Raw genomic sequence first — 21,210 nt, forward strand, 5'->3', positions numbered from 1 at the left:
GTTTGACCTGTTTGACCAGGATGTGTCAACTGCCACGAAAAATGCCGTCTATTTTTTCTGTTTCCCGGGGTGGATACCATGCGCTTGCGTAACGCGAGCTTGCGGACCAAGGTCACGGCACTTCTGGTGTCGCTCACCGCGCTCTGGGCGTTCACGGCATGGGTGACGGTCCGTGACGGTTTGAACATGCTGGGCGTGGCGACCCTCAACACCGAGGTGGCCGACCCGAGTGAGCGGCTCATCGTCGAACTGCAGGCCGAGCGGCGGCTGATCGCGATCACCCTGGGCTCGGTCAGCGCGGAACGCCAACGGCGCGAGGCGATGGCCTCCCAGCGAAAGCGCACCGACGCCGCCGACGCGAACTTCCGGCAACTCACCGGCGGCAGCGGAGTGGAACTGCTGGGAAGTCCCGCCCTGCACCGCCGCATCGGCGAGACCCAGCGGTTGCTGGACGGGTTGCCCGCCGCGCGCAAGGCGATCGACGCCGGCCGGGTCAACCGGACCTGGGCGGCCGCGGAGATCACCGGCATCATCGACTCGATCTTCCGTGTCTACGACTCGCTGGCCACGCTGGACGACGAGGAACTCGCCAACGACACCCGCACGCTCATCGCGATGAACCGGGCCAGGGACCTGCTCTCCCAGGAGGACGCCCTGGTGATGGGCGCCCTGACCGGGGGCAGGTTCTCCGAAGGGGAGCAGGTCAGGTTCACGCAGCTGGTCGGCACGCGGCGCTTCCTCACCGACCAGGCGGTGGCCGAGCTGCCCCCGGCCGACCAGGAGGCCCACAAGCGGATGGTCTCCGGCGAGCAGTTCGTCCGGCTGCGTGCCATGGAGAACCAGCTGATCGAGGACCCGAACGTGGTGGCGGCCGGAGTGATCGACGTCACGCGGTGGAGTTCCGACGCCCAGCCCGCACAGGTCAAGTTCACGCAGGCCGTGCTCACGGCCGGCAGCGGAGTGGTCGAGCGGTCGGGGCCGGTCGCCGTCGGCGTCATCGTGCGGCTCGCGCTCGCCGGCGGCCTGGGCCTGGTGGCGGTCATCGCCTCGGTCGTCCTGGCGATCACCACGGCCCGCGCCCTGGTACAGCAGCTGGAGAAGCTGCGGGCCGCCGCCTGGGAACTCGCCAACGAGCGGCTGCCCGCCGTGGTCGAGCGGATCGGCCACGGCCAGATGGTGGACGTCGCGGCGGAGGCGCCCCCCCTCAAGTTCGGAGACGACCAGATCGGGCAGGTCGGCCAGGCGTTCAACGCCGTGCAGCGGACCGCCATCAAGGTCGCCGCGGAGCAGGCCCAGCTGCGCCGCGACATCGCCGACATCCTGCGCAACCTCGCCCGTCGCACCCAGTCGCTGGTGCACCGTCAGCTGAGCGTGCTCGACGTGATGGAACGGCGCGAGAACGATCCTCAGGAACTGCGCGACCTGTTCAGGCTCGACCACCTGGCGACCCGGATGCGGCGCTACGCGGAGAACCTCCTCGTGCTCTCCGGCGCGGCTCCGGGCCGTGCCTGGCGCGACGCGGTCCCGATGATCGACGTGGTCCGCGGCTCCCTCGCCGAGATCGAGGACTACACCCGGGTCGACGTGATGCCCCTGGGCGAGGTCTCGCTGGACGGCAGGGCCGTGAGCGACGTCATCCACCTGATCGCCGAGCTCGTCGAGAACGCGGCCTCCTTCTCCCCGCCCTACACGACGGTGCAGGTCGGCGGATACCTCGTCGCCCACGGCTACGCGCTGGAGATCGAGGACCGGGGCCTGGGCATGAGCGCCGCGGACATCGCGGAGGCGAACGAGCGGATCGCGAACCCGCCGGAGCTCAAGCTCTCCGGCAACGCCCGCCTGGGCCTGTACGTCGTCAGCCGCCTGGCCGAACGGCACGACATCCGGGTGACCTTCAAGTCCTCCCCGTACGGCGGCACCACCGTCGTCGTCCTCATCCCGCAGGACCTGATCAACGAGGAGGACCAGGGGACCTCCGTCGGCGTCGGCGTGCCGCAGGCGCGCCCGGCGAGCAGCGCAGAGATGAACGGCACCACCTCCGCGGTCGCCGCGGTCCGCGGCCGGGTGGGCGACCCCCTGGGCATCGCCGGAGTCCCCGCGCAGGCCGACCAGGCGCCTTCCGGACGGCATTCCGCGGGGCCCGCGCCCGGGGAGGACCTCGCCGACCCGACGTTTCCCGGTCGCTTCGCCGATCCCTCGGCACTGAGGCGGGCGCCGGAGACCGGAACGCCCGGGCGTCTGCCCGACTTCGCCGCCCCCGGAACTCCGGTCTCGCAGGGCGCCTCCACGGGCGAAGGCCCCGACGACTCCGGCGCCCACGCGCGTCCCGGCGGCTCCGGGACCCCGCTGCCCCCCGTGCTGCCCCCGCCCGACAGCAGCCACACGCCGGGCGGTCTCCCGAGGCGCGTTCCCCAGACCCACCTCGCCGCACCCCTGCAGGAGGACGAGCCCGTGGTCCCGCCGTCTCCGGCCGACGAGGCCGACGACGAGCGCTCGCCGGAGATGATCCGCGCGGCCATGTCGTCCTTCCAGGCGGGTACGCGACGAGGCCGCGACGACGCCGCCCACCTGCTCGATCGCGAAGGCGATCCCGTGGGCGAAGGCGGGTCCGCCGTGTGACCCCAGTGAACGATCATCAGGTCGCGGGTGCCGGGCAGGCGCCGATGAGCTGCCCCGAACCGGCGAGGGAACGCCGGCGGGCGGAAGGAGAGGACAACGAAGTGGTGCAGGGAACAGGGTCTTTCACGGACCTGGCCTGGTTGCTGGACGACCTGGTCTCGCGGGTGGAGGAAGCTCAGCACGGCATCGTGTTCTCCACCGACGGCCTGCTGCTGGCCGCCTCGGCGGGCTTCTCCCCGGCCGACGCCGAGCATCTGGCCGCCGTCGGATCGGCGATCCAGAGCCTGGGCAGGGGAGTCAGCGACCGGGTCGGTGGCGGGCCGATGCGCCAGACCATCATCGAGATGCGGACGGCGTACCTGATCGTCACCGCCGCGGGGCAGGGAGCCTGCCTCGCGGTGTTCTGCAGCGCCGAGGCCGACGTCGGCCTGGTGGCCTACGAGATGGCCATGCTCGTCACCCGCGTCGGCCAGTACCTCACCTCGCCGACCAGAACGGCCGACTCCTCCAGGGCCGACTCCTTCAGGGGCGACGGCCTACGATGAGCATCTTCGACGAGCAGCCAGAGTCCCAGTGGGTCGGCGACGAGGCGGGGCCGATCGTCAGGCCGTACGTCCTGACGCGCGGCAGGACCGAACCGAGTCGCGGCAGGTTCGACCTCATCACCCTGGTGGTGACCATTCGGCAGGTCTCGTCGAGGGAGCCGGGCCTGGAACCGGAAAGTCAGGCCATCGTCCGGCTCTGCCTGCAGGCCCAGTCGGTCGCGGAGATCGCGGCCCATATGAACCTTCCGGCAGGCACGGTCCGTGTCCTGCTCAGCGACCTGCTCGATCAGGGATTCATCGCCATGCAAGAACCGCATTCGGAGACGGACATGCACGACGAGAGGCTGTACAGGGCGGTGCTCGATGGACTCCGTGCGCTCTAGCCGTGACGCCGGGCGCGTGAAGCTGCCCAAGGCGATCAAGATCCTGGTCGCCGGTGGATTCGGCGCCGGCAAGACGACGCTGGTCGGCGCGGTCTCCGAGATAGAGCCGCTGCGCACCGAGGAGACCCTGAGCAACCGGGGTATCGGTGTCGACGACCTGCTGGGCGTGGAGGCCAAGCAGACCACCACGGTCGCGATGGACTTCGGCCGCATCACCATCGGTGACGACTATCGCCTCTACCTGTTCGGCACGCCCGGCCAGGAGCGTTTCTGGTTCCTCTGGGACGAGCTCGCGCTGGGCGCGCTGGGCGCGGTGGTGCTCGCCGACACCCGCAGGCTCGCCGACTGCTTTCCCTCGCTCGACTACTTCGAGCGGCGCGAGACGCCCTTCATCGTCGCGGTCAACTGCTTCGACGGGGCCCGCAAGTACGAGCTCGACGAGGTCAGGCTCGGGCTCACCCTCCACCAGGACATCCCGATCGTGCTGTGCGACGCCAGGCAGCGCGAGTCGGGCAAGAAAGTGCTCATCACCCTTGTCGAGCACGCGATGCGGATGCGGCTGGGCGCGGTCTCCTCACCGGCGGACGCCGAACCCGCCACGGGTCAGGCGGCGGCCCGCTGACAGCGGCGGATCCTTCCGGGGACCGCCTGGCCTGACGACAGGCGGCGGGACCCGGGCGGCCTCCCCGGATCGTGGGTCGGCGGGAACATGCGAGGCTTGTCGGCATGAACCGCCTCTCCCAGGTCGACCTGTCCCAGAAGCTCTCCAAGAAGGACGCCTCCGAGCGCCTCGACGCCGCTCTGGACCACCTGCTCCGTCTGCGCCTCACACTCGGGGGCCAGGTCGGCGAACAGCGCATCGGCCCGCCGCTGTGCGTGGTCTTCGAGGGGTGGGACGCCTCGGGCAAGGGAGGGGCGATCAAACGGCTGGTGCGCCCACTCGACCCGCGCCACGTTCGCGTCGCCCAGTTCGCCGCGCCGACGTACGACGAGAAGCGCCACCACTTCTTGTGGCGGTTCTGGCCGGTCCTGCCCGGCTGGGGCGGGATGGCGGTGCTCGACCGCTCCTGGTACGGCCGGGTGCTGGTGGAACGCGTCGAGGGCTTCGCCACCGAGGAGCAGTGGTCCCGCGCGTACGGGGAGATCGTGGAGTTCGAGCGGACCCTCGCCGCCGAAGGCATGATCATGGTCAAGTTCTGGATGCACGTCTCCGAGGAGGAGCAGCTCAGGCGTTTCCAGGACCGGGCCGACGACCCGTTGCGGGTGTGGAAACTCACCGACGAGGACTGGCGCAACCGCGAGAAGCGCCCGCAGTACGAGGCCGCGGTGGAGGAGATGCTCGCTCGCACCGACCACCCCAAGGCGCCGTGGCACGTGGTCCCCGGCGACGACAAGCGCCTGGCCCGCGTCACGGTCGTGGAGACCGTCTGCGCCGCGATCGAGGCCGAACTCGCCGCCAGAGGCCACGAGCCGGTGATCTCCTCCGAGGTGGGGGCCGCCGCGGACGAATGACGGGTGAGAAGTACGGGAGCGGCGAAGACGCCCCGGACCCCGGACACCGGGCAGAATCGAATGGCCGTCCGCTCGTTCGTCCTCGCCGCTCGTCGTGAGCGGTTCGTCGTGACGGGTGGGTCGTGGCGGTTCGTCATGGTTTTCGTCATCGCAGGAGGGGGCGGCGCATGCGGTTGGGGTCGCGGCTGAGCAGGCTGGACCGGCGGGTGTTCGCCATGGTGGCGGGCGCGAGGTTGCCCGGTCTCGAACGCGTCGTCCCCGCGTTGTCGCGCGCGGCCGACAACTCGCTCCTGTGGGCCGGCGTGGCAGGCGCGCTGGCGGTCAGCGGGCGACGGCCACTGCGCCGGGCCGCGACCAGGGGACTGCTCGCGGTCAGCCTCGCCAGTCCGCTGGTCAACCTGGTCGGCAAGCAGGCCTTCGGCAGGAACAGGCCGTCGGCGGAAGGGCTCCCGCTCGCCCGGCTGATCAAGATGCCCGCGTCGGCGTCGTTCCCCTCGGGTCACTCCGCCACGGCCGGCGCCTTCGCCGCGGCCGTGGCGTTGGAGGCACCCCGCGTGGTCGCGGTCCCCGTCGCGCTCCTCGCGGCGGCCGTCTGCTTCTCCCGCGTCTACACCGGAGTGCACTACCCCGGCGACGTGCTCGCCGGAGCCGGGATCGGCGTGGCGGCGGGGCTGCTCACCCGCCGCATCTGGCCCGACGCCGGTGAGGCGGGGCAGGCGCGCGCCGCCCTCACGGCGCCGTCCGCGCGACTCGACCCCGACGGTGAGGGGGCGATCGCCGTGGTCGACGGCTCCGCCGACGCCGTCGCGGGAACGGCCGAGGCGTTGCGCGTGGCCTTCCCCCGGGCCGAGGTCGTCGAGGTGGCGCCGGGCGACGACCTCGGGGCCGCCGTGCGGGACGCCGCCTCGCGGGCCAAGGTGCTCGCGGTGGCCGGGGGAGACACCGTGGTCAACCTGGCGGCCCAGGAGGCGGTGGGCGGGGCGACCCCGCTGCTGGTCGTCCCCGCGAGCGCGCACGGTCACTTCGCCCGCGCGCTCGGGGTGGAGAGTTCGGAGGAGGCCGTGACGGCCTACCACAGCGGCGACCTCGTCGCCGTCGACGTCGGCGAGGTCGCGGGCCGGACGTTCGTCAACACCGCGAGCGTGGGCGTCTACCCGGCGCTGGTGGAGCGCGGGGAGCGAAGGCAGAGCCGGATCGGTAAGTGGCCCGCGCTGTTCTGGGCGATGGCCGAGGCACTCGGGCCGGGGGGCGCGCGCCCCGTCGAACTCGTCGTGGACGGGGTGCCCCGGCGCGTCTGGATGGTGTTCGTGGGCAACTGCCGCTACGAGGAGCGCGGCGGAGCCCCCTCCAGACGGCAGCGTCTGGAGGACGGCCTGCTGGACATCCGCGTGCTCGCCGCCGCCGACCGGCTGCCCAGGCTGCGGGTGTTCCTCAGCCTGCTGGCGGGACGGGTGAAGCTGTCACGCCACTACCAGCAGTGGCAGGCCGACACGCTGCGCGTCTCCGCCCCCTCCGGACGGCTGCCGCTGGCGTGCGACGGCGAGACGTTCACGGTCACGGGCGAGGTGGAGTTCACCAAGCGCCCGCGGTCGCTTCTCGTGATCCGGCCGTCCGGCTGATCTCCGTGACGTACCGGCTCGGGGACGGGACGGCCTCGGCCGCGATCCGCCGTCGCCGGGATCGACCCTCGTCAGCCGATGGCCGGTGGCGAACCGGGAGGTGACCCCGTCGGGGATCGCCGATTCCCGGACACCGTTTGACGCACAGTGATCGATCCGGCAATAGTTGTGCGGGTGACTTCCCCCCGTTTGCTCGCCTGTGCCGTGGTCACCGTGCTGACCCTCACCGCCTGCACCTCGCCCTCGGATGATCCCGTGGTCGGCCCGGCCACCGCGGGTGGCACCGTGGGAGCGGGAACGGCAGAAACGGGACAGGGAGCCGGCGGCCAGATCTCCCCGCCCGCCGTCGTGACGCTCACGCCGGACGAATACCGGGCCGAGCTGGAGCTGGCTCGCGGTCCGGTGCGTGACGCGGTGAAGAAGCTCGCCGCGACCGGCGGGCTGAAGACCCTCGGCAAGCAGTTGCAGAAGACCTCCGGAGCGGTGGAGGCCGCGGTGACCCGGCTCTCCACCCTCGCCCCTCCCGTCGAGGTGAAGGCCCAGCACGACAGCTATGTCGAGGCCCTGGGTCGGCTGCGCGCCTCCTTCGACACCGCCCGCCAGGACGCCGAGAGTCAGCGGGTGTGCACCGGCCCGGCCGTGCTGACCGGCATGGCCGAGGCGGACCAACTGTCCGACGTGGAAGACGCCGCCAAGACGCTGAGCGGGTATCCGGCGAGCGTCATCCCGGTCAAGGCGGCCAAGAAGCGTAACCGCCGGCTGTCCAACGGCAGGTTCATCGCCTCAGAGGGACGTCCCGGCCGCGCCTACCTCGAACTGCGCAACGGCACCAGGCAGGACGCCGTCGTCGTCCTGGTACGCGGGAAGAAGAAGGCCGTCACCGTGTACGTCCGCAGGAAGTCCAACTTCAAGATCCAGGGTGTGCGGGACGGCAGCTACAAGATCTACTACACCCTCGGCGAGGACTGGGACGCGAAGGCCAAGACCTTCACCCGGTCGTGCGACTTCGAGCAGTTCGGCAAGTCCGTGCGGTTCAGGACCGTCAACACCGGGACCCAGATCCGCTGGACCAACTGGACGATCACCCTGCACGCCGTGACCGGGGGCACCGTGAAGCCCAAGAAGGTCAAGCCGGGCGACTTCCCCTCCTGACGCGCTTCCCCTCACCGCCCTGACGCGTCTTGCTTCGGCGGTCGGCGGCGTCCTTCTCCACGGGACGCGAGGGCGCAGGGAACCGAGAGCCCGTAGCCGTGAAGACCGCGACCTCGTCACGAGGTCGCGGTGTCGCCTCGGCGGATCAGGTCGAGAAGAGCATCCCGACCCAGCTGCGCTGGCGGTGGTGGCCGTAGTGGCCGTGACGCTGTGCGCCCCAGGCGGGAGCGCCGTAGCCGGGAGCACCGTGCATGGGAGGCGGAGGGGGAGGCGGCGGAGCTGCGTGGGACTGCGACCACTGGCTTTCCATCCGGGTCAGCGTCTCGAGCTCGCCGTAGTCCAGGAAGATTCCGCGACAGCTCTCACACTGGTCGATGTGGACGCCGTTGCGCTCATAGGTGCGCATGGCGCCCCGACACTTGGGGCACTGCATCTGGCTGGTCTCCTTGTTCTGGCGTGGTAACGAGTAACCACAACCTACTGCGGCACACTATTGCAGGCGCTTCGATGCCGGACAATCCTCAGGCAGGACTCGACGAGCACCTCCTCCACCTCGTCCAGCGGACGCCCCGCCCGCCCCGCGGCGGCCACCGCGGTGGCCGCGAGTTGCACGGTCATCGCCTGCGCCGGTGTCTCCAGCCGTTCCCACGGGTCGCCGTCCGGTCCGGCGGCGACCCCGCCCGCGGCGCGGTAGGCCCCGAGAAAGCGATGCCACACGTCGGGCTCCAGCAGTCCGGCCGCGAACCAGGCGGCGGGCCTGGACAGATCCCAGGCCTGGTCGCCGAGGCCGAGGTCGTCGATGTCGATGAGGATCCACTCGTCCGGCGCGCGGACCATCTGGCCCATGTGCCAGTCGCCGTGGGTCAGACCGGGAGCCGTCGTATCGGGGAGGTACGCGCCGGGTGAGGGGAGAGAGGGCAGGCAGGTGAAGGCGCGGCGCACCGCCAGCTCGGCGGCCGAGCGGTCGCCCAGTCGGGCGACGGTCGAGGCCACCCGCGCCGGTCCGCCCGCGGCCCGCAGCGGGGGCAGCGCCCGCGCCGGTACGGCGTGCAGCCGCGCCAGCAGCCGGGCGGCGGCCTCCCAGGGGGCCGCGTCCGGATCCGCGTGGTCCACCGGCGTACCGGCCAGCCAGACGGTGACCAGCCGGTCCCCGGCGGTCATGACCTCCTCGGTCACCGGTTGGAGGACGATCCCGCGCAGTGCCGGGTGCGCGGTGGCCCGCATCCGTTCCACCAGCGGTTCCCGCTCCGCGCCCGGCGCGTGCGCCTTGACCACGACGGAACCGGCCCGCACGATGACCACGTCCGGTCTGGTCGGCAGGACCGTGCCGGGCACACCGCCGTATCCGGCGGCGATCCCGAGTAGTTCGTCGATCGGATCCTCGCTGTCCACCCGGCAAGTGAACCACCGGTCAACGGTCCCGCGCACCGGCGGAATAAAGTGCGAGGCATGAGGATTGGTTTCGCGGTGCCGGTCTCGGGGTCCTGGGCGACGCCGGACAACATGGCGCGGGTCGCCGGGGAGGCCGAGGGGCTCGGCTATCACGAGCTGTGGACCTTCCAGCGCCTGCTCTACCCGCGGGGTCACACCATGGGCCCGACCTATCGCAGCGTGCACGACCCGGTGGTCACACTCGCCTACCTGGCGGGCCTGACGAGCCGCGTCCGGCTGGGGGTGGCGGTGCTCAACCTGCCGTTCGCCTCGCCCGCGCTGATGGCGAAGCAGCTGGCGAGCCTGCAGGCGGTCTCCGGCGGGCGGCTGGACGCGGGGTTCGGCCTGGGGTGGCTGCCCGAGGAGTTCGCCGCCTCGGGGGTGTCGATGGAGCGGCGCGGCCGGCGCGCGGAGGAGTACGTCCCGCTGCTGCGGCGCCTGTGGACGGAGGAGACCGTGGCGCACAGGGGCGAGTTCTACGAGGTGCCCCCGGCGCACCAGGATCCGAAACCGCCCGTGGTGCCGCCGATCCTGCTGGGCGGTTCCGCGGAGGTGGCGCTGAGGCGTGCGGGGCGGCTGGCGGACGGCTGGATCAGTTCGAGCCGCGAGGACCTCGGCGGCATCGGGGACAGGATCGCCGTCGTCAAGGAGGCGGCGGGTGCCGCCGGGCGCGATCCCGAGGCGCTGCGCTTCGTCACCCGGGGCGTCACCCGGGTCCGTCCCGCGGGAGCGTCCGGCCGTGAGCCGCTGACCGGCTCGTTCGAGGAGATCAGGCGGGACGTCGAGGAACTCGAGGCCAAGGGGGTCACCGAGGTCTTCCACGATCTCAACTTCGATCCGGAGATCGGATCGCCCGACGCCGACCCCGAGGAGTCGATGCGCAGGGCGCTGGAGGCACTGGAGGCACTCGCGCCCTGAGCGGGAGTCCGGTCTCGTGTACGGGGAACCGGGTGGCGACGGCCGCGGTGGGCCGCGTGGCGGCCGGAGGTCTCGCGTGGCCGGTCTTTTCACCTCCGAGATGCCCGGATGTACGGGTCTGGTGACGCGGGATCGACCCGGTCCTGTCATCCTTGGTTCCGATACGTACCCGGCGGGAACACGGGAACAGAGGAGAACGGTGGACGAGCGCAAGCAGATCGAGTGCTGGCTGTCGGACATGGACGGGGTCCTTGTCCACGAGGGACATCCGGTGCCCGGCGCCGACGAGTTCATCCGACGCCTGCGCGAGTCGGGCAAGCGGTTTCTCGTGCTGACCAACAACTCGATATACACCCCGCGCGACCTGGCCGTACGGCTGCGCGCGGCCGGTCTGGAGATCCCGCCGGAGTCGATCTGGACCTCCGCGCTGGCCACGGCGAGGTTCCTGGACGGCCAGCGTCCCGGCGGCTCGGCGTACGTGGTGGGGGAGGCGGGGCTGACCACCGCCCTGCACGAGGTCGGCTACGTCCTGACCGACATCGCCCCCGACTACGTGGTCCTCGGCGAGACCCGCACGTACAGCTTCACCCAGATCACCCGGGCGATCCGCCTCATCGAGGGCGGTGCCCGGTTCATCGCCACCAACCCCGACCCGGTCGGTCCCTCGAACGAGGGGTCGCTGCCCGCGTGCGGCGCGGTCGCCGCGATGATCACCAAGGCGACGGGGGTGGAGCCCTACTTCGTGGGCAAGCCCAACCCGATGATGATGCGCAGCGCGCTGCGGGCCATCGACGGCCACAGCGAGAGCACCGCCATGATCGGCGATCGGATGGACACCGACATCGTCTCCGGCATGGAGGCGGGGCTGCACACGATCCTGGTGCTCAGCGGGGTCGTCAGCAGGGACCAGATCGATCGTTACCCGTTCCGTCCGTCCATGGTGGTCGACTCGGTCGCCGACCTGATCGACCTGATCGACTAGGGGTCGACCGGGAGCCGCCGGGCCGACACGGCAGTGCCTACCCCATCCGCAATACCGGAAATATCGGCATAAGGGGGATCGTCGTTAGGCTTGGTGCCCCCACCCGCGGCCGGGTCCGGCCGTACCGTCGCGTTGATCGCCTTCATGGTGTGAAATAGCGCGATGTGATGGGTGTTGCGGAGAAGGGCAGGGTCCGGCGTCGTCTGCCGGAGGCGATCCCCGCGGTGGCGGCGATGCTGATCGGGCTGTGGGGCATCACCACGCCCTCGTTCTGGCGCGACGAGTCGGTCAGCGTCCTGGCCGCCTCGATGCCCGTCGACGACCTGTGGCACCTGCTCGGCAGCATCGACCGGGTGCACGCGCTCTACTATCTCCTGCTCCGGCCGTTCGCCGCGTTCTCGACCGGCGAACTGGCCATGCGCCTGCCCTCGGCCATCGCCACGGCCGCCGCCGCGTACGGCATCGCGGTCCTGGGCAGGAGGCTCGCCACCCCGGGGGCCGGTCTTCTCGCGGGATCGCTCTACGCCGTGCTGCCGATGGTGAGCCGGTACGCCCAGGAGGCGCGCAGCTACGCGATCGTGACGGCGGTCGCCGTCCTGGCCACCTGGGTGCTCATCGAGGCGGCGAGGCGGTCGAGCCGCCGATGGTACGCGGCCTACGGGGCCTGCCTGGTGTTGCTCGGCTGGTTTCACGTCTACGCCCTCCTCCTGGTCGTCGCGCACGCGGTGACGGTGCTGTGGTGGCGTCAAGCGCCCCGGTCGGCGCCCTCCTCCCCGTCCCTGTCCGCGTCGGAGTCCCCATCCGCGTCGGTGCCGGTGTCCCGGTCCGAGATCGCGAGGTTCGCCGGTGCGCTCGCCGTGGCCGCGGCAGGGATCGTCCCGCTCGCGCTCCTGGCGGCAGGTCAGCGCGAGGCTCAGCTGTCGTGGTTGAAGCCGTCGAAGCTCACCGACGTCGTCTGGTTCGGGGAGGAGGTGGCGGGCACCGGATGGGTCGCGCTGCTCCTGGTCGCCCTCATGCTCATCGGCGCGTTCTCCGGTGGGCGGCTGACGGCGGTCGCGCTGCCCTGGGCGCTGCTGCCGTTCGTGTCCATGGCGATCTCCGTGGTCTACCCCGTCTTCCAGCCCAGATACGTGCTTTTCGCCGTCCCCGCGACGGCGCTGCTCGCCGGGGCCGGCCTGAACGCCCTGCGGCCCCGGGCGCTGGGCTGGATCGGAGTGCTCCTGGTCGCGGCGCTGACCGTTCCGACGCACCTCACGATCCGCGAGCCGGACACGCGGCCGGACGATCTGCGTGACATGGCGGCCACGTTGTTGGCCAGGCAGCGTCCCGGCGACGCCGTGCTCTACGTGACGAAGAACAGGCGCCTGTTCGTCGCCGTCTACGAGGACGCCTACCGTGACCTGCGCGACCTCACCTACGCTCCCGGCCGCCGCGAGCCCAGGACCGCCGCGCAGTTCACGGCCGCGCTGGAGGGGGTCGAGCGTGTCTGGCTGGTCAGCGGCGGCAGGAAGCGCAAGGACAGGTCCTTCGTGGAGGACGACGAGCGCTATCTGGCCCTCATGGCCGACCGCGACTTCACCCTGAAGTCCACCGACGACTTCGGGTATTCCTGGTTCGCCCTGTACGTCCGCGAACGGCGCTGACCACGCGAGCCCGGCGAAAGCGCGTGAGGCCCTCGTGAGCGGAAGACGCGGAAGGTCAGGCGATCAGGGCGGGCAGGTGGGTGACGGTGCCGGTGAGGTAGACGCCAAGCTCCGGGGGGACGAGATTGATGGCGGAGATCTCGGCCGGATCCAGCGGGAGCCGCACCACCTCGTACTCGCCTCGGGCGGGATCGTCGAACTCCGGGCCGCAGCGCAGCGCGGGGTCCATGGAGACGAGGCGGCAGCCGTAGACATGCTGGGTCTTGATCCCCCCGTCGCGAAGGCACTCCAGGGTCGTGAGCGGGGTGACAGCGGAGACCACGGCGCCCAGCTCCTCCATGACCTCGCGGTGCAGGGTGTGCTCAAGGGAGGCGTCCTCGGGCTCGACGTGGCCGCCCGGAACGGACCAGTACGGCTCCCTGCCGGGAACCGTGCGCCGGAACACCACCAGACGGTCCTCGTCGAGAAGTACGGCGCGGACACTCGGCACGACGGACATGCGGCCATTCTGTCACCGCCCCGGCGCACGGTCCGCATCCGAGCCGGGGGAGGTGGGATTTCTTCACGACCCGGGTGGTCGGCCACCTCCTGAAAACGGGGTCGGCCGATCCTGTGTTCCGCACCCGCCCCCGACCTGCCTGGGGCGATCGCTCATCGCGTCGGATCGGACATGGCCGCCCGCGGCGTGTGCGAAGAGCGGGTCAGTAGCGGTCCCCACGCAGGCGCTTGAGGTCGGAACGTTGCTTCTTGGCGGTGATCCGCCGCTCGATCGCGCCCCTGCTCGGCTTGGTCGGGCGGCGCTTCTTGGGCGGCGGGGCGATCGCCTCGCGCAGGATCTGGGCCAGGCGCATCTCGGCGGCCTCGCGGTTGCGCAGCTGGGAGCGGAACTCCGAGGCGGCGACGGTGATCACCCCGTTCACCAGGCGGGGAGCGAGGCGTTCGAGGGCGCGGGCCTTGAAGACGGGCCCCAGCGCCTCGGTGGCGGCGAGGTCGAAGCTGAGCTCGACCCGGCTGTCGGTGGTGTTGACCCCCTGGCCGCCGGGGCCGGAGGAACGGGAGAACCGCCAGCCGAGCTCGGCCTCGGGGACCGAGACCGAGCCGCTGATCTGGAGCGGACCGGGCATGACGGTGACTTCCTTCTCATGGTGGGGCGTGATCTCAGGGTACCGAGGAGTGACAAGCATGGATCAACTGCTTTTATGCCCCGTTTCTCGATGGTCGATGAGTCGTGAAGCGGTGCACGGTCCCTGCGGCCGGTGATCTTCCGGTCCTTCGTCCTGGCCCGGCTCGGCTCGCCGCTTCCGGGAGGAGGATTTTCGGACGGGGAAGGCGCAGGTGGGCGCGGACGTCGATGACCGTGGCCTGGAGATTCTCGTCCGGCATCGCCCTGGCCGCCCTCACACCGGCCTGCTTCGAATGTGAGGGCGACGTGGCACGAGCAGCCGTTCTTTTTCGCCGGGAACGTTCCGTCGCAAATGCTTGTCAGTGCAGCTGACTCCTATGTAATGTCTCAGCTCTCGGTGCCCGAAAGGTCACCTTTAGGAAGGAGTGAGCCGTGCCGGTCGCTAAAACAGTGCAAATCGCAAAACGTGGTTCGGTGCGCGCCCTGGTGGCGTGTTCCACCACGGTCGCCCTGGCAGTGGGCGTCGGGGGTTGCGGGAGCGACTCATCCGAGGGCGGACCGGCACAGGCCTCGGCGTCGTCCACGACCCCGGAGTCGTCCGCGGCCTCGGCGTTCGACCAGGCGCTGCACGATCAGTTGCCCGACCGGATCAAGCAGAGCAAGCAGATCGTGTTCGGCGCGCTGTGGGAGACACCGCCGATCATCGGGATCGAGCCCGGTGACACCTCCAAGCCGGTCGGGATCACCCCGGACCTCGCGGTCGCGCTCGGCGAGATCCTGGGCGTGACGCCGGTGTGGAAGAACCTGCAGTGGCCGGCGCAGCTGCCCGGACTGCAGAGCGGCAACGTCGACGCCCTGTTCGGGCAGGTCAGCGACGGCAAGGAACGCGAGCAGGTGATCGACCTCGTCGGCTTCTACCGCTCCCCGATGTCCGTGCTCGTCAAGGAGGGCAACCCGCACGGGATCAAGAGCCTCTCGGACGCCTGCGGCCTGAAGATCGGCGTGCCGAGCGGCAGCCAGCAGGAGGCCGTGGTCAAGGGCAACAGCGAGAAGTTCTGCGTCGGGCAGGGCAAGCCCGCGATCACACCGATCGGCTACCCGGGCGCGCAGGGCGCGATCGTCGCGATCAAGGGTGGCACCGTGGACGCCTGGATGGATCTGACGGTCTCCGTCCGGGTCATCGCCAAGGAGTCGGGCACCGCCTTCGAGAACGTGTCCCTGCCGGACGACCAGATCGACCCGTACATGGAGCGCGACGTGGCGATCGCGATCTCCAAGGAGCAACCCGGGTTGTCGAACGCGCTGGCCGGAGCGCTCGGCGAACTCGCGCGATCAGGGGAGTACCGGAAGGTGATGGACAGGTGGGACTCCGGTGACGCCGCGCTGCCCGCCGAGGACATCAAGGTGAACAGCTACACCGGCCTGCCCGCCGGGCAGGGCGCCTCGGCCACCCCCGCGTCCTGAGCGGTCGTGATGACAGAGCAGGCATCCCGGGCTCCCGGCCTCGCGGACGGCGTCTCGCCGCTCGCCCGCCAGGACGCCGTGCCGGTGCGGCACTACGGGCGCGGCGCGGTCGCCGTGCTGGTGGTGGCGGTCGTCGCGATGACGGCCTACGCCTTCGCCGCGAACCCCAAGATCGAGTGGCCGGTCGTCGGCGAGTACCTCTTCCACCCCGACATCATGGCCGGCCTGACGCGCACGCTGCTGATGACCGCGATGGGCATGGCGTTCTCCGTGATCGGCGCGGTGGTGGTCGCGCTGATGCGGATGTCACCGAGCAGGATCATCAGCGCGACCGCGGCGGCGTACATCTTCGTCTTCCGCGGTATCCCGCTGATCCTGCTGCTCATCTTCGTCGGCAACCTCGGACTGTTCGTGGACCGGATCACCGTCGGTATCCCGTTCACCGACCTGCAGGTGTTCAGCCGCCCGGTGCAGGAGGTGCTGACGCCGTTCGCGGCCTCGGTCATCGGGCTGACGCTCGCGGGTTCCGGCTACATGGCCGAGATCGTACGCGGCGGCCTGCTCGCGATCGGCCGAGGCCAGCGCGAGGCCGCCAAGGCACTCGGGCTCAACTCGCTGAGGACCACCCGCTTCATCGTCCTGCCGCAGGCGCTGCGGGTGATCGTGCCCCCGATGGGAAACGAGCTGATCAGCATGCTCAAGGCGACCGCGATCGTGTCGGTGATCGGCGGCGGTGACCTGCTCACCGTCGCGCAGGCCATCTCCGGCTCCAACTACCGCACGATCGAGATGCTGCTGGTCGCGACCGTCTGGTACTTCGCCGTGATCGCCCTGCTCACGGCCGGTCAGTACATCCTCGAACGAAGGATCGCGGAACGATGACCGCCGAACCGGAGCCGCGCGACGCGCGGCCGATGGTCTCGATCGAGAACATCAGCAAGTCGTACGGGCACCGCCAGGTCCTGTTCGACATCGACCTCGCCGTCGCCGCGGGCGAGACGGTGTGCCTGATCGGGCCCTCGGGGTGCGGCAAGAGCACCCTGCTGCGCTGCGTCAACAACCTGGAGGACATCGACCGCGGTCTGGTGCTGGTGGACGGCTCGCTCGTCGGCTACCGCGTGCACCGCGGCAGGCTGCGCGAGCTGCGGGAGAACGCGGCCTGCCGCCAGCGTACGCAGGTCGGCATGGTGTTCCAGCACTTCAACCTGTTCCCGCACCTCACCGCGCTGGAGAACGTCGCCTTCGCGCCCGTGCGGGTACGCGGCGAGGACAAGGCCGCCGCCCGTACCCACGCGCTGGAGCTGCTGGAGAGCGTCGGACTGGCCGACAAGGCCGGCGAGTATCCCTCGCGCCTGTCCGGCGGTCAGCAGCAGCGCGTGGCCATCGCGCGGGCGCTGGCGATGCGCCCGAAGGTGATGCTGTTCGACGAGCCGACCAGCGCGCTCGATCCGGAACTGGTCGGCGAGGTGCTCAACGTGATGCGCGATCTCGCGACGCGCGGGATGACGATGATCGTCGTGACGCACGAGATGGGTTTCGCCCGCGAGGTCGCGAGCCGCGTGGTGTTCATGGACGGCGGCCGGATCGTCGAGCAGGGCCCGCCGCACGAGGTGCTGCGCAACCCCCGGCACGAACGCAGCCGCGCGTTCCTGTCGGCCGTGCTGCGATGACCGCGCGTCCTGACCGCCGAGAACCGAAGAAGAAGGCCGATGGGGCCGATAGGAGAATCATGACCACCACCAACGAACTGCCCGCCGGGAGTGTGTTGCGTGCGCCGGTGGCTGCGGAGGCGGTGCTGGCCAACGCGGACGCGGTGCTCGACCTCGTCGCGGAGGAGGCCGCCGACGGCGACGCCAAGGGGCGGCTCAGCGAGCGGGCGGCGCTGGCGCTGCGCCGGGCGGGCCTGTTCGAGATGGGCTTTCCCGCGCGCCTCGGCGGAATGGAGGTGCCCCTCGCCGACCAGGTGGCCGTCGTCGCCAAAATCGCCAGGGTGGACGCGGGCACGGCCTGGAACGTCGCGGTGCTCAACGCCACCGGTTTCTACGCCGGGCGGCTCGGCGACGAGGCCTACCACGAGCTGTACCCGACCCGCGACATGCCCACCAGCGGCGCGTTCCATCCCAAGGGCCGGGCGCAGGTGACCGAGGGTGGCTACCTGGTCACCGGGCGGTGGGACTGGGGCAGCGGCAGCTACATCGCCGAGCACATCATCGGCGGCTGCCTGGTCTTCGACGGCGACGAGCCGGTGATCGGGCCGAACGGCAAGCAGCTCACCCTCGGCCTGTGGCTGCCGCGCGAGGCGGTGGTGCACGCCCACAACTGGCACACGCTCGGCGTGCGCGGCTCGGGGAGCTCGTCCTACTCGATCACCGAGCCGGTGTTCGTCCCCGAGCGGTACTCCTTCGACAGGGAGGCGCTCGCCAACCCCGACGCCGACCCGCTCAACAAGCACGTCACGCTCGCGTTCTTCGGCCTGACCGGGGTCTGCGTCGGGGTTGCGCAGCACGCGCTGGACCTGGCGCTGACGGCCGTACGCCGCAGGCTCGGGCCCGCGGGCGTGGCCGACGTGACGACCAGGCGCGTGCTCGGCCAGGCGTGCGCCGAGGTGGACATGCTGCTCGCCGGGATCACCGACATCGCCAAGCGCACCGACGAGATCGTCTTCACCCCCGGCAGGGTGCTCACCCCGACGCAGGAGCACCGGCTGATCGCGACCAACACCATGGCCGCCGAGACGCTGCGCCGCGTGCTCGATCTGTGCCTGGAACTGTACGGATCGCACTATCTCTTCGACGACGACCCCATGCAGCGCGTGCTGCGCGACGCCTGGAGCGCGCTCGCGCACGTCGGGGCCAAGCGCGTGCACTGGGGCTCCCTGGCGGAGAAGGTGCTGCACGACCCGGCCGGCGGGCCGACCCTGTTCGGCGCCGCGCCGTGACCGCGCCGCCGCGGGTGCGGGTCGTGGTCGAGCGGGCGGACTCTCCGCGGTGCGGCCTGGCCATCGGTGATCATTTCGAGGTCGAGGGCACCGCGCTGACCCTGCCCCAGGGCAGGCCCTTCTGCCTGCAGGCCATGGCCGCGGTCTTCCCGATCCTGGAGTCCCGGCTGTCGGACCTGCCCGCCGACCACTGGCTGGAGCGCAAGCCCTTCACCTGCTGCCCCGACCCGGCCGACGCCGTCGTCATGCGTCTGGAGCGGGTGGACCGGGCGGAGGGGGCGGCGGGGGCGGCGGGGGCGGTGGGAACGCAGTGAGCGCAGGCCGCGGGGTGCGCTGCACCGTTGAGTTCATGAACTACTCGGCGTGCGGGCTGCGCGTCGGCGACTACTTCGAGGTCGGCCCCGAGGGGGTGTCGCTGCCGCCGGGCGGGCACTTCTGCTTCTACGCCATTGCCTCGGCCACCTCACTGCTCAACGGGCGGCTCGCCGCGCCGGGCGGGGACGCCTGGCTGGCCGGGCGCCCGCTCGCCGCGTGCCCCGACCCGCCGGAGAACCTGATCATGCGTCTGGAGAAGGTGGACGACGATGACCGAGCATGAGGGACCGATCTTCAGCGTACGGGTCGGCGGGGGTGGCATCGCGGAGATCACCGAGCACGCGGTGCGCGCCGAGGCGATGGGCTTCGACCAGGTGTGGACCGGCAACGATCTGTTCGGCGGACCGGGGATCGCGACTCTGGCCGCGATGCTCGGGGCGACGAGCCGGATCAAGGTCGGCTCCGCGGTGCTCGACCCGGTGTCGATCCATCCCGTCCAGCTCGCCCAGCTCGCCTCCGGCTATCAGGAGCTGTCGGGTGGCCGGTTCATCCTCGGCCTGGGCGCCGGCTCCGACGTCTTCTTCCGCCGCGCCGGAATCGTGGCGCCGCGTCCGGTGCCGCGTACCCGTACGGCGATCGTGGCGATCCGCGCGCTCACCGAGGGCCACAGCCCCGCCGGACTGCCGGGCGCGGGCGAGGGCTGGCACGAGCAGGCCCGCATCGAGTCGCCGCGTCCGGTGCCGATCTACATCGGCGCGATGGGTCCGAAGATGCTGGAGCTGGCCGGGCGGCACGCGGACGGCGCGCTGCCGCTGTGCCTGCCGCCGGGCCAGGTCCTCGACGCGATGGAGCAGATCGGACGCGGGGCACAGGCGCAGGGCCGCGATGTGGCCGCACTGGACATCGCCGCGTGTGTCTGGTGCTCGCTCGACGAGGATCGTGAACAGGCCCGCCACGCCCTGGCCAGGTTCATCGCCCGTTACAGCGGCTCGCTGTCGGCCGACGCGCTCGCCGCCCACGGTCTGGACCCCGAGGAGTTCGCCCGGACCCAGGCGCTCGTGGACGACGGGCGCCTGGACGAGGCGGCCGGGGCGGTGCTCTCCTCGTCGTCTATGCTCAGCCTGGGCATCGTCGGCGGGGCCCGTGAGGTGCTGGAGCAGTGCGAGGCGCTGCTCGCCGCGGGAGCCCGGCACATCTCCTTCGGGCCGCCGCTCGGCCCCGACCTCACCCACGCGATGCGGATCTTCGGCGAGAGCGTGCTGCCCACCCTGCGCGCCCGGGGGGCGGGATGACCGCGGGGCCGCTGGCGGGACGGGTGGCGCTCGTCGCGGGAGGGACCGGCGCGATCGGGAGACACGTCGCCACCGGGCTCGCCGCGGCGGGCGCGGCGGTGGCCGTGCACTGCCACCGCTCCGCGGGCCAGGCCGCCGAGATCGTGAGGGAGTGCGGCGGTGGCCTGGCCGTGTGCGCGGCACTGCCGGGGCCGCGATCCGCCGCCCGGCTTGTGTCCACCGTGGAGGCCGAACTGGGACCGGTGACGATCCTCGTCAACGCCGCGGAACCGGCCGGAGCGGCGGGCGTCGCGGCGGTGGCCGACATCGAGCCGGGCACGCTGGAACGTCATCTCGACGGCGTGCGCGCCCACCACGAACTGTGCCGGCGGGTCCTGCCCGGTATGCGGGCGGCGGGTTTCGGCCGGATCGTGTTCGTCTCCGGGGCGCTGATGGCCCGCCCCATGCCGGGCATGGGGGCGTACGCGGCGGCGAAGGCGGCGGCGTCGGTGCTGACGCGTTACGTCGCCGCCGAGGAGGGACGGTACGGGATCACGGCCAACGTGGTGGCCCCGGGCCGGGTGGCCGAGCCGGACGCCGAGGAACCGGACGACCCCGCGCTGCGGGAGCTGTCGGAGGCGTTGCGGCGGCGGATGGCGCTGCCGCGCTTTCCGGCGCCGCGTGAGGTCGCGCGTACCGTCGTGGCGCTGGTCTCACCGGAGTTCGACCAGGTCACCGGGCAGACGGTCTGGATGACCGGCGGCGAGTTCACCGGCTGAGCCGCGCGAAGGGCTCGCGGGTGTAGACGCGTGTCTCGCCCGCGGGGTCTGCCGGAGCCGACCAGAGCGCGAAGTCCACCCCCCACGCGCGCAGCCGGGCCTCGCCGTCCGCGAGGCCGGGGCCGGGATGCGCGCCGCCGGTCAGGTCCCAGCCGATCGCGCAGCCGGCGCCCCTGGCCGCGACCGTGACGGAGGCGAGGTCGGCCTCGTCGGCGGGCGCGGGCAGCCACACGGTGGCGTACTCGTGGCCGTACCTGCGCAGGAAGTCCGCGATGTCGGCCGGGCGGGTGTCGGGCTCTCCCGGGCGCGGGTGCAACCGCGCGAGCCGGCGCGGGGGTGGCTGGCCGTGTGCGGTGAGGGTGTCGGCGGCGGCGGTGACGTCCTCGTCGGCGCACCCGCTCGACAGCACGATGCCCAGGCGGAGTCCTTCCGGCCGGTAGTACGCCGCGAGCAGCCGTCGTAGCGAGGCGATGCGGGGATCTGGCACATTCCGCAGCCTAGCCACGATGGTAGACA

General features: G+C 71.3%; 23 protein-coding genes. 18 read left to right on the forward strand and 5 right to left on the reverse strand.

All coding sequences use genetic code 11. The features are described 5' to 3' along the window. Positions 1–78: 78 nt before the first annotated feature. The 7 genes from ACFY3D_RS18735 to ACFY3D_RS18765 all read left to right on the forward strand — a co-directional run bounded on the left by ACFY3D_RS18735 (position 79) and on the right by ACFY3D_RS18765 (position 7,830). Positions 79–2,619, forward strand: coding sequence for a nitrate- and nitrite sensing domain-containing protein (locus ACFY3D_RS18735; RefSeq protein WP_389980875.1), 2,541 nt, complete (start codon positions 79–81; stop codon positions 2,617–2,619). A 101-nt stretch (positions 2,620–2,720) separates the two neighbouring features. After that, positions 2,721–3,164, forward strand: a complete 444-nt coding sequence (locus ACFY3D_RS18740) for a roadblock/LC7 domain-containing protein (protein WP_350943732.1) — start codon at positions 2,721–2,723, stop codon at positions 3,162–3,164. After that, a complete protein-coding gene (locus ACFY3D_RS18745; protein ID WP_350943730.1) occupies positions 3,161–3,547 on the forward strand; it encodes a DUF742 domain-containing protein in 387 nt (128 codons plus the stop codon). The genes ACFY3D_RS18740 and ACFY3D_RS18745 overlap by 4 nt, the downstream gene beginning before the upstream one ends. Further along, positions 3,528–4,169: an ATP/GTP-binding protein gene (locus ACFY3D_RS18750; protein WP_350943728.1), complete on the forward strand. Its 642-nt coding sequence runs from the start codon at positions 3,528–3,530 to the stop codon at positions 4,167–4,169. The genes ACFY3D_RS18745 and ACFY3D_RS18750 overlap by 20 nt, the downstream gene beginning before the upstream one ends. A 104-nt stretch (positions 4,170–4,273) precedes the next feature. After that, the gene (locus ACFY3D_RS18755; protein ID WP_389980877.1) at positions 4,274–5,059 is read left to right on the forward strand and encodes a polyphosphate kinase 2 family protein; all 786 of its coding nucleotides are present in this window, start codon (positions 4,274–4,276) and stop codon (positions 5,057–5,059) included. 167 nt (positions 5,060–5,226) lie between these two features. Continuing rightward, positions 5,227–6,678, forward strand: a complete 1,452-nt coding sequence (locus tag ACFY3D_RS18760; RefSeq protein WP_389980879.1) for a bifunctional phosphatase PAP2/diacylglycerol kinase family protein — start codon at positions 5,227–5,229, stop codon at positions 6,676–6,678. A gap of 174 nt (positions 6,679–6,852) precedes the next feature. Further along, entirely contained in the window at positions 6,853–7,830 is a 978-nt protein-coding gene (locus tag ACFY3D_RS18765; protein WP_389980881.1) for a hypothetical protein, read from the forward strand. A 145-nt stretch (positions 7,831–7,975) separates the two neighbouring features. Here the strand turns inward: ACFY3D_RS18765 and ACFY3D_RS18770 are convergent, their stop codons facing one another. Together ACFY3D_RS18770 and ACFY3D_RS18775 are read right to left on the reverse strand one after the other, a co-directional pair. Further along, complete coding sequence (locus ACFY3D_RS18770; RefSeq protein WP_362505544.1) at positions 7,976–8,263, reverse strand: zf-TFIIB domain-containing protein; 288 nt, start codon at positions 8,261–8,263, stop codon at positions 7,976–7,978. Positions 8,264–8,307: 44 nt separating this feature from the next. Next, positions 8,308–9,222: a phosphotransferase family protein gene (locus ACFY3D_RS18775; protein ID WP_389980884.1), complete on the reverse strand. Its 915-nt coding sequence runs from the start codon at positions 9,220–9,222 to the stop codon at positions 8,308–8,310. A gap of 57 nt (positions 9,223–9,279) precedes the next feature. Here ACFY3D_RS18775 and ACFY3D_RS18780 point away from each other — a divergent pair, with 57 nt between their 5' ends. From ACFY3D_RS18780 to ACFY3D_RS18790, 3 genes are all read left to right on the forward strand, one after another. Beyond that, positions 9,280–10,179: a TIGR03619 family F420-dependent LLM class oxidoreductase gene (locus ACFY3D_RS18780; protein WP_389980886.1), complete on the forward strand. Its 900-nt coding sequence runs from the start codon at positions 9,280–9,282 to the stop codon at positions 10,177–10,179. A gap of 199 nt (positions 10,180–10,378) precedes the next feature. Continuing rightward, on the forward strand, positions 10,379–11,161 hold the full coding sequence (locus ACFY3D_RS18785) for an HAD-IIA family hydrolase (protein ID WP_389772385.1): 783 nt from the start codon (positions 10,379–10,381) through the stop codon (positions 11,159–11,161). A gap of 167 nt (positions 11,162–11,328) precedes the next feature. After that, the gene (locus tag ACFY3D_RS18790; RefSeq protein WP_389980888.1) at positions 11,329–12,804 is read left to right on the forward strand and encodes a glycosyltransferase family 39 protein; all 1,476 of its coding nucleotides are present in this window, start codon (positions 11,329–11,331) and stop codon (positions 12,802–12,804) included. Between the two features lie 55 nt (positions 12,805–12,859). Here the strand turns inward: ACFY3D_RS18790 and ACFY3D_RS18795 are convergent, their stop codons facing one another. Continuing rightward, positions 12,860–13,303 (reverse strand): NUDIX hydrolase, encoded by a 444-nt coding sequence (locus ACFY3D_RS18795; RefSeq protein WP_350943714.1) that lies wholly within the window; start codon positions 13,301–13,303, stop codon positions 12,860–12,862. Between the two features lie 202 nt (positions 13,304–13,505). Then, positions 13,506–13,928 (reverse strand): alternative ribosome rescue aminoacyl-tRNA hydrolase ArfB, encoded by a 423-nt coding sequence (gene arfB, locus ACFY3D_RS18800; RefSeq protein ID WP_350943712.1) that lies wholly within the window; start codon positions 13,926–13,928, stop codon positions 13,506–13,508. Positions 13,929–14,401: 473 nt separating this feature from the next. On the opposite strand from arfB, the gene ACFY3D_RS18805 reads away from it, so the two are divergent. The 8 genes from ACFY3D_RS18805 to ACFY3D_RS18840 are packed head-to-tail and all read left to right on the forward strand — an operon-like array spanning position 14,402 to position 20,694. Next, positions 14,402–15,391, forward strand: a complete 990-nt coding sequence (locus ACFY3D_RS18805; RefSeq protein ID WP_389980890.1) for a transporter substrate-binding domain-containing protein — start codon at positions 14,402–14,404, stop codon at positions 15,389–15,391. A gap of 9 nt (positions 15,392–15,400) precedes the next feature. After that, positions 15,401–16,273, forward strand: a complete 873-nt coding sequence (locus ACFY3D_RS18810; RefSeq protein ID WP_350943708.1) for an amino acid ABC transporter permease — start codon at positions 15,401–15,403, stop codon at positions 16,271–16,273. Then, complete coding sequence (locus tag ACFY3D_RS18815) at positions 16,270–17,061, forward strand: amino acid ABC transporter ATP-binding protein (protein WP_389980892.1); 792 nt, start codon at positions 16,270–16,272, stop codon at positions 17,059–17,061. Before ACFY3D_RS18810 ends, ACFY3D_RS18815 begins: the two co-directional genes overlap by 4 nt. A 59-nt stretch (positions 17,062–17,120) precedes the next feature. Then, the gene (locus ACFY3D_RS18820; protein WP_389980894.1) at positions 17,121–18,329 is read left to right on the forward strand and encodes an acyl-CoA dehydrogenase family protein; all 1,209 of its coding nucleotides are present in this window, start codon (positions 17,121–17,123) and stop codon (positions 18,327–18,329) included. Continuing rightward, complete coding sequence (locus tag ACFY3D_RS18825; RefSeq protein WP_389980896.1) at positions 18,326–18,643, forward strand: TIGR04076 family protein; 318 nt, start codon at positions 18,326–18,328, stop codon at positions 18,641–18,643. The genes ACFY3D_RS18820 and ACFY3D_RS18825 overlap by 4 nt, the downstream gene beginning before the upstream one ends. A gap of 35 nt (positions 18,644–18,678) precedes the next feature. Next, positions 18,679–18,927 (forward strand): TIGR04076 family protein, encoded by a 249-nt coding sequence (locus ACFY3D_RS18830; protein ID WP_389980898.1) that lies wholly within the window; start codon positions 18,679–18,681, stop codon positions 18,925–18,927. After that, positions 18,914–19,936, forward strand: a complete 1,023-nt coding sequence (locus ACFY3D_RS18835) for an LLM class flavin-dependent oxidoreductase (protein ID WP_389980900.1) — start codon at positions 18,914–18,916, stop codon at positions 19,934–19,936. Before ACFY3D_RS18830 ends, ACFY3D_RS18835 begins: the two co-directional genes overlap by 14 nt. Next, positions 19,933–20,694: an SDR family NAD(P)-dependent oxidoreductase gene (locus ACFY3D_RS18840; RefSeq protein WP_389980902.1), complete on the forward strand. Its 762-nt coding sequence runs from the start codon at positions 19,933–19,935 to the stop codon at positions 20,692–20,694. Before ACFY3D_RS18835 ends, ACFY3D_RS18840 begins: the two co-directional genes overlap by 4 nt. Here ACFY3D_RS18840 and ACFY3D_RS18845 read toward each other — a convergent pair. Beyond that, entirely contained in the window at positions 20,684–21,181 is a 498-nt protein-coding gene (locus ACFY3D_RS18845) for a hypothetical protein (protein WP_389980905.1), read from the reverse strand. The two genes, ACFY3D_RS18840 and ACFY3D_RS18845, sit on opposite strands and share 11 nt — an antisense overlap. Between the last annotated feature and the right edge of the window lie 29 nt (positions 21,182–21,210).

Origin of the sequence: Streptosporangium sp. NPDC000509, assembly GCF_042898365.1 — a bacterium.
Taxonomy (GTDB): domain Bacteria; phylum Actinomycetota; class Actinomycetes; order Streptosporangiales; family Streptosporangiaceae; genus Streptosporangium.

Excerpts from the sequence above, each read along its gene's own strand:
- ACFY3D_RS18735 (WP_389980875.1), top strand. The coding sequence starts at position 79 with ATGCGCTTGCGTAACGCGAGCTTGCGGACCAAGGTCACGGCACTTCTG.
- ACFY3D_RS18745 (WP_350943730.1), top strand. The coding sequence starts at position 3,161 with ATGAGCATCTTCGACGAGCAGCCAGAGTCCCAGTGGGTCGGCGACGAG.
- ACFY3D_RS18750 (WP_350943728.1), top strand. The coding sequence starts at position 3,528 with ATGGACTCCGTGCGCTCTAGCCGTGACGCCGGGCGCGTGAAGCTGCCC.
- ACFY3D_RS18755 (WP_389980877.1), top strand. The coding sequence starts at position 4,274 with ATGAACCGCCTCTCCCAGGTCGACCTGTCCCAGAAGCTCTCCAAGAAG.
- ACFY3D_RS18760 (WP_389980879.1), top strand. The coding sequence starts at position 5,227 with ATGCGGTTGGGGTCGCGGCTGAGCAGGCTGGACCGGCGGGTGTTCGCC.
- ACFY3D_RS18770 (WP_362505544.1), bottom strand. The coding sequence starts at position 8,263 with ATGCAGTGCCCCAAGTGTCGGGGCGCCATGCGCACCTATGAGCGCAAC.
- ACFY3D_RS18780 (WP_389980886.1), top strand. The coding sequence starts at position 9,280 with ATGAGGATTGGTTTCGCGGTGCCGGTCTCGGGGTCCTGGGCGACGCCG.
- ACFY3D_RS18790 (WP_389980888.1), top strand. The coding sequence starts at position 11,329 with ATGGGTGTTGCGGAGAAGGGCAGGGTCCGGCGTCGTCTGCCGGAGGCG.
- ACFY3D_RS18795 (WP_350943714.1), bottom strand. The coding sequence starts at position 13,303 with ATGTCCGTCGTGCCGAGTGTCCGCGCCGTACTTCTCGACGAGGACCGT.
- arfB (WP_350943712.1), bottom strand. The coding sequence starts at position 13,928 with ATGCCCGGTCCGCTCCAGATCAGCGGCTCGGTCTCGGTCCCCGAGGCC.
- ACFY3D_RS18810 (WP_350943708.1), top strand. The coding sequence starts at position 15,401 with ATGACAGAGCAGGCATCCCGGGCTCCCGGCCTCGCGGACGGCGTCTCG.
- ACFY3D_RS18815 (WP_389980892.1), top strand. The coding sequence starts at position 16,270 with ATGACCGCCGAACCGGAGCCGCGCGACGCGCGGCCGATGGTCTCGATC.
- ACFY3D_RS18820 (WP_389980894.1), top strand. The coding sequence starts at position 17,121 with ATGACCACCACCAACGAACTGCCCGCCGGGAGTGTGTTGCGTGCGCCG.
- ACFY3D_RS18830 (WP_389980898.1), top strand. The coding sequence starts at position 18,679 with ATGAACTACTCGGCGTGCGGGCTGCGCGTCGGCGACTACTTCGAGGTC.
- ACFY3D_RS18835 (WP_389980900.1), top strand. The coding sequence starts at position 18,914 with ATGACCGAGCATGAGGGACCGATCTTCAGCGTACGGGTCGGCGGGGGT.
- ACFY3D_RS18840 (WP_389980902.1), top strand. The coding sequence starts at position 19,933 with ATGACCGCGGGGCCGCTGGCGGGACGGGTGGCGCTCGTCGCGGGAGGG.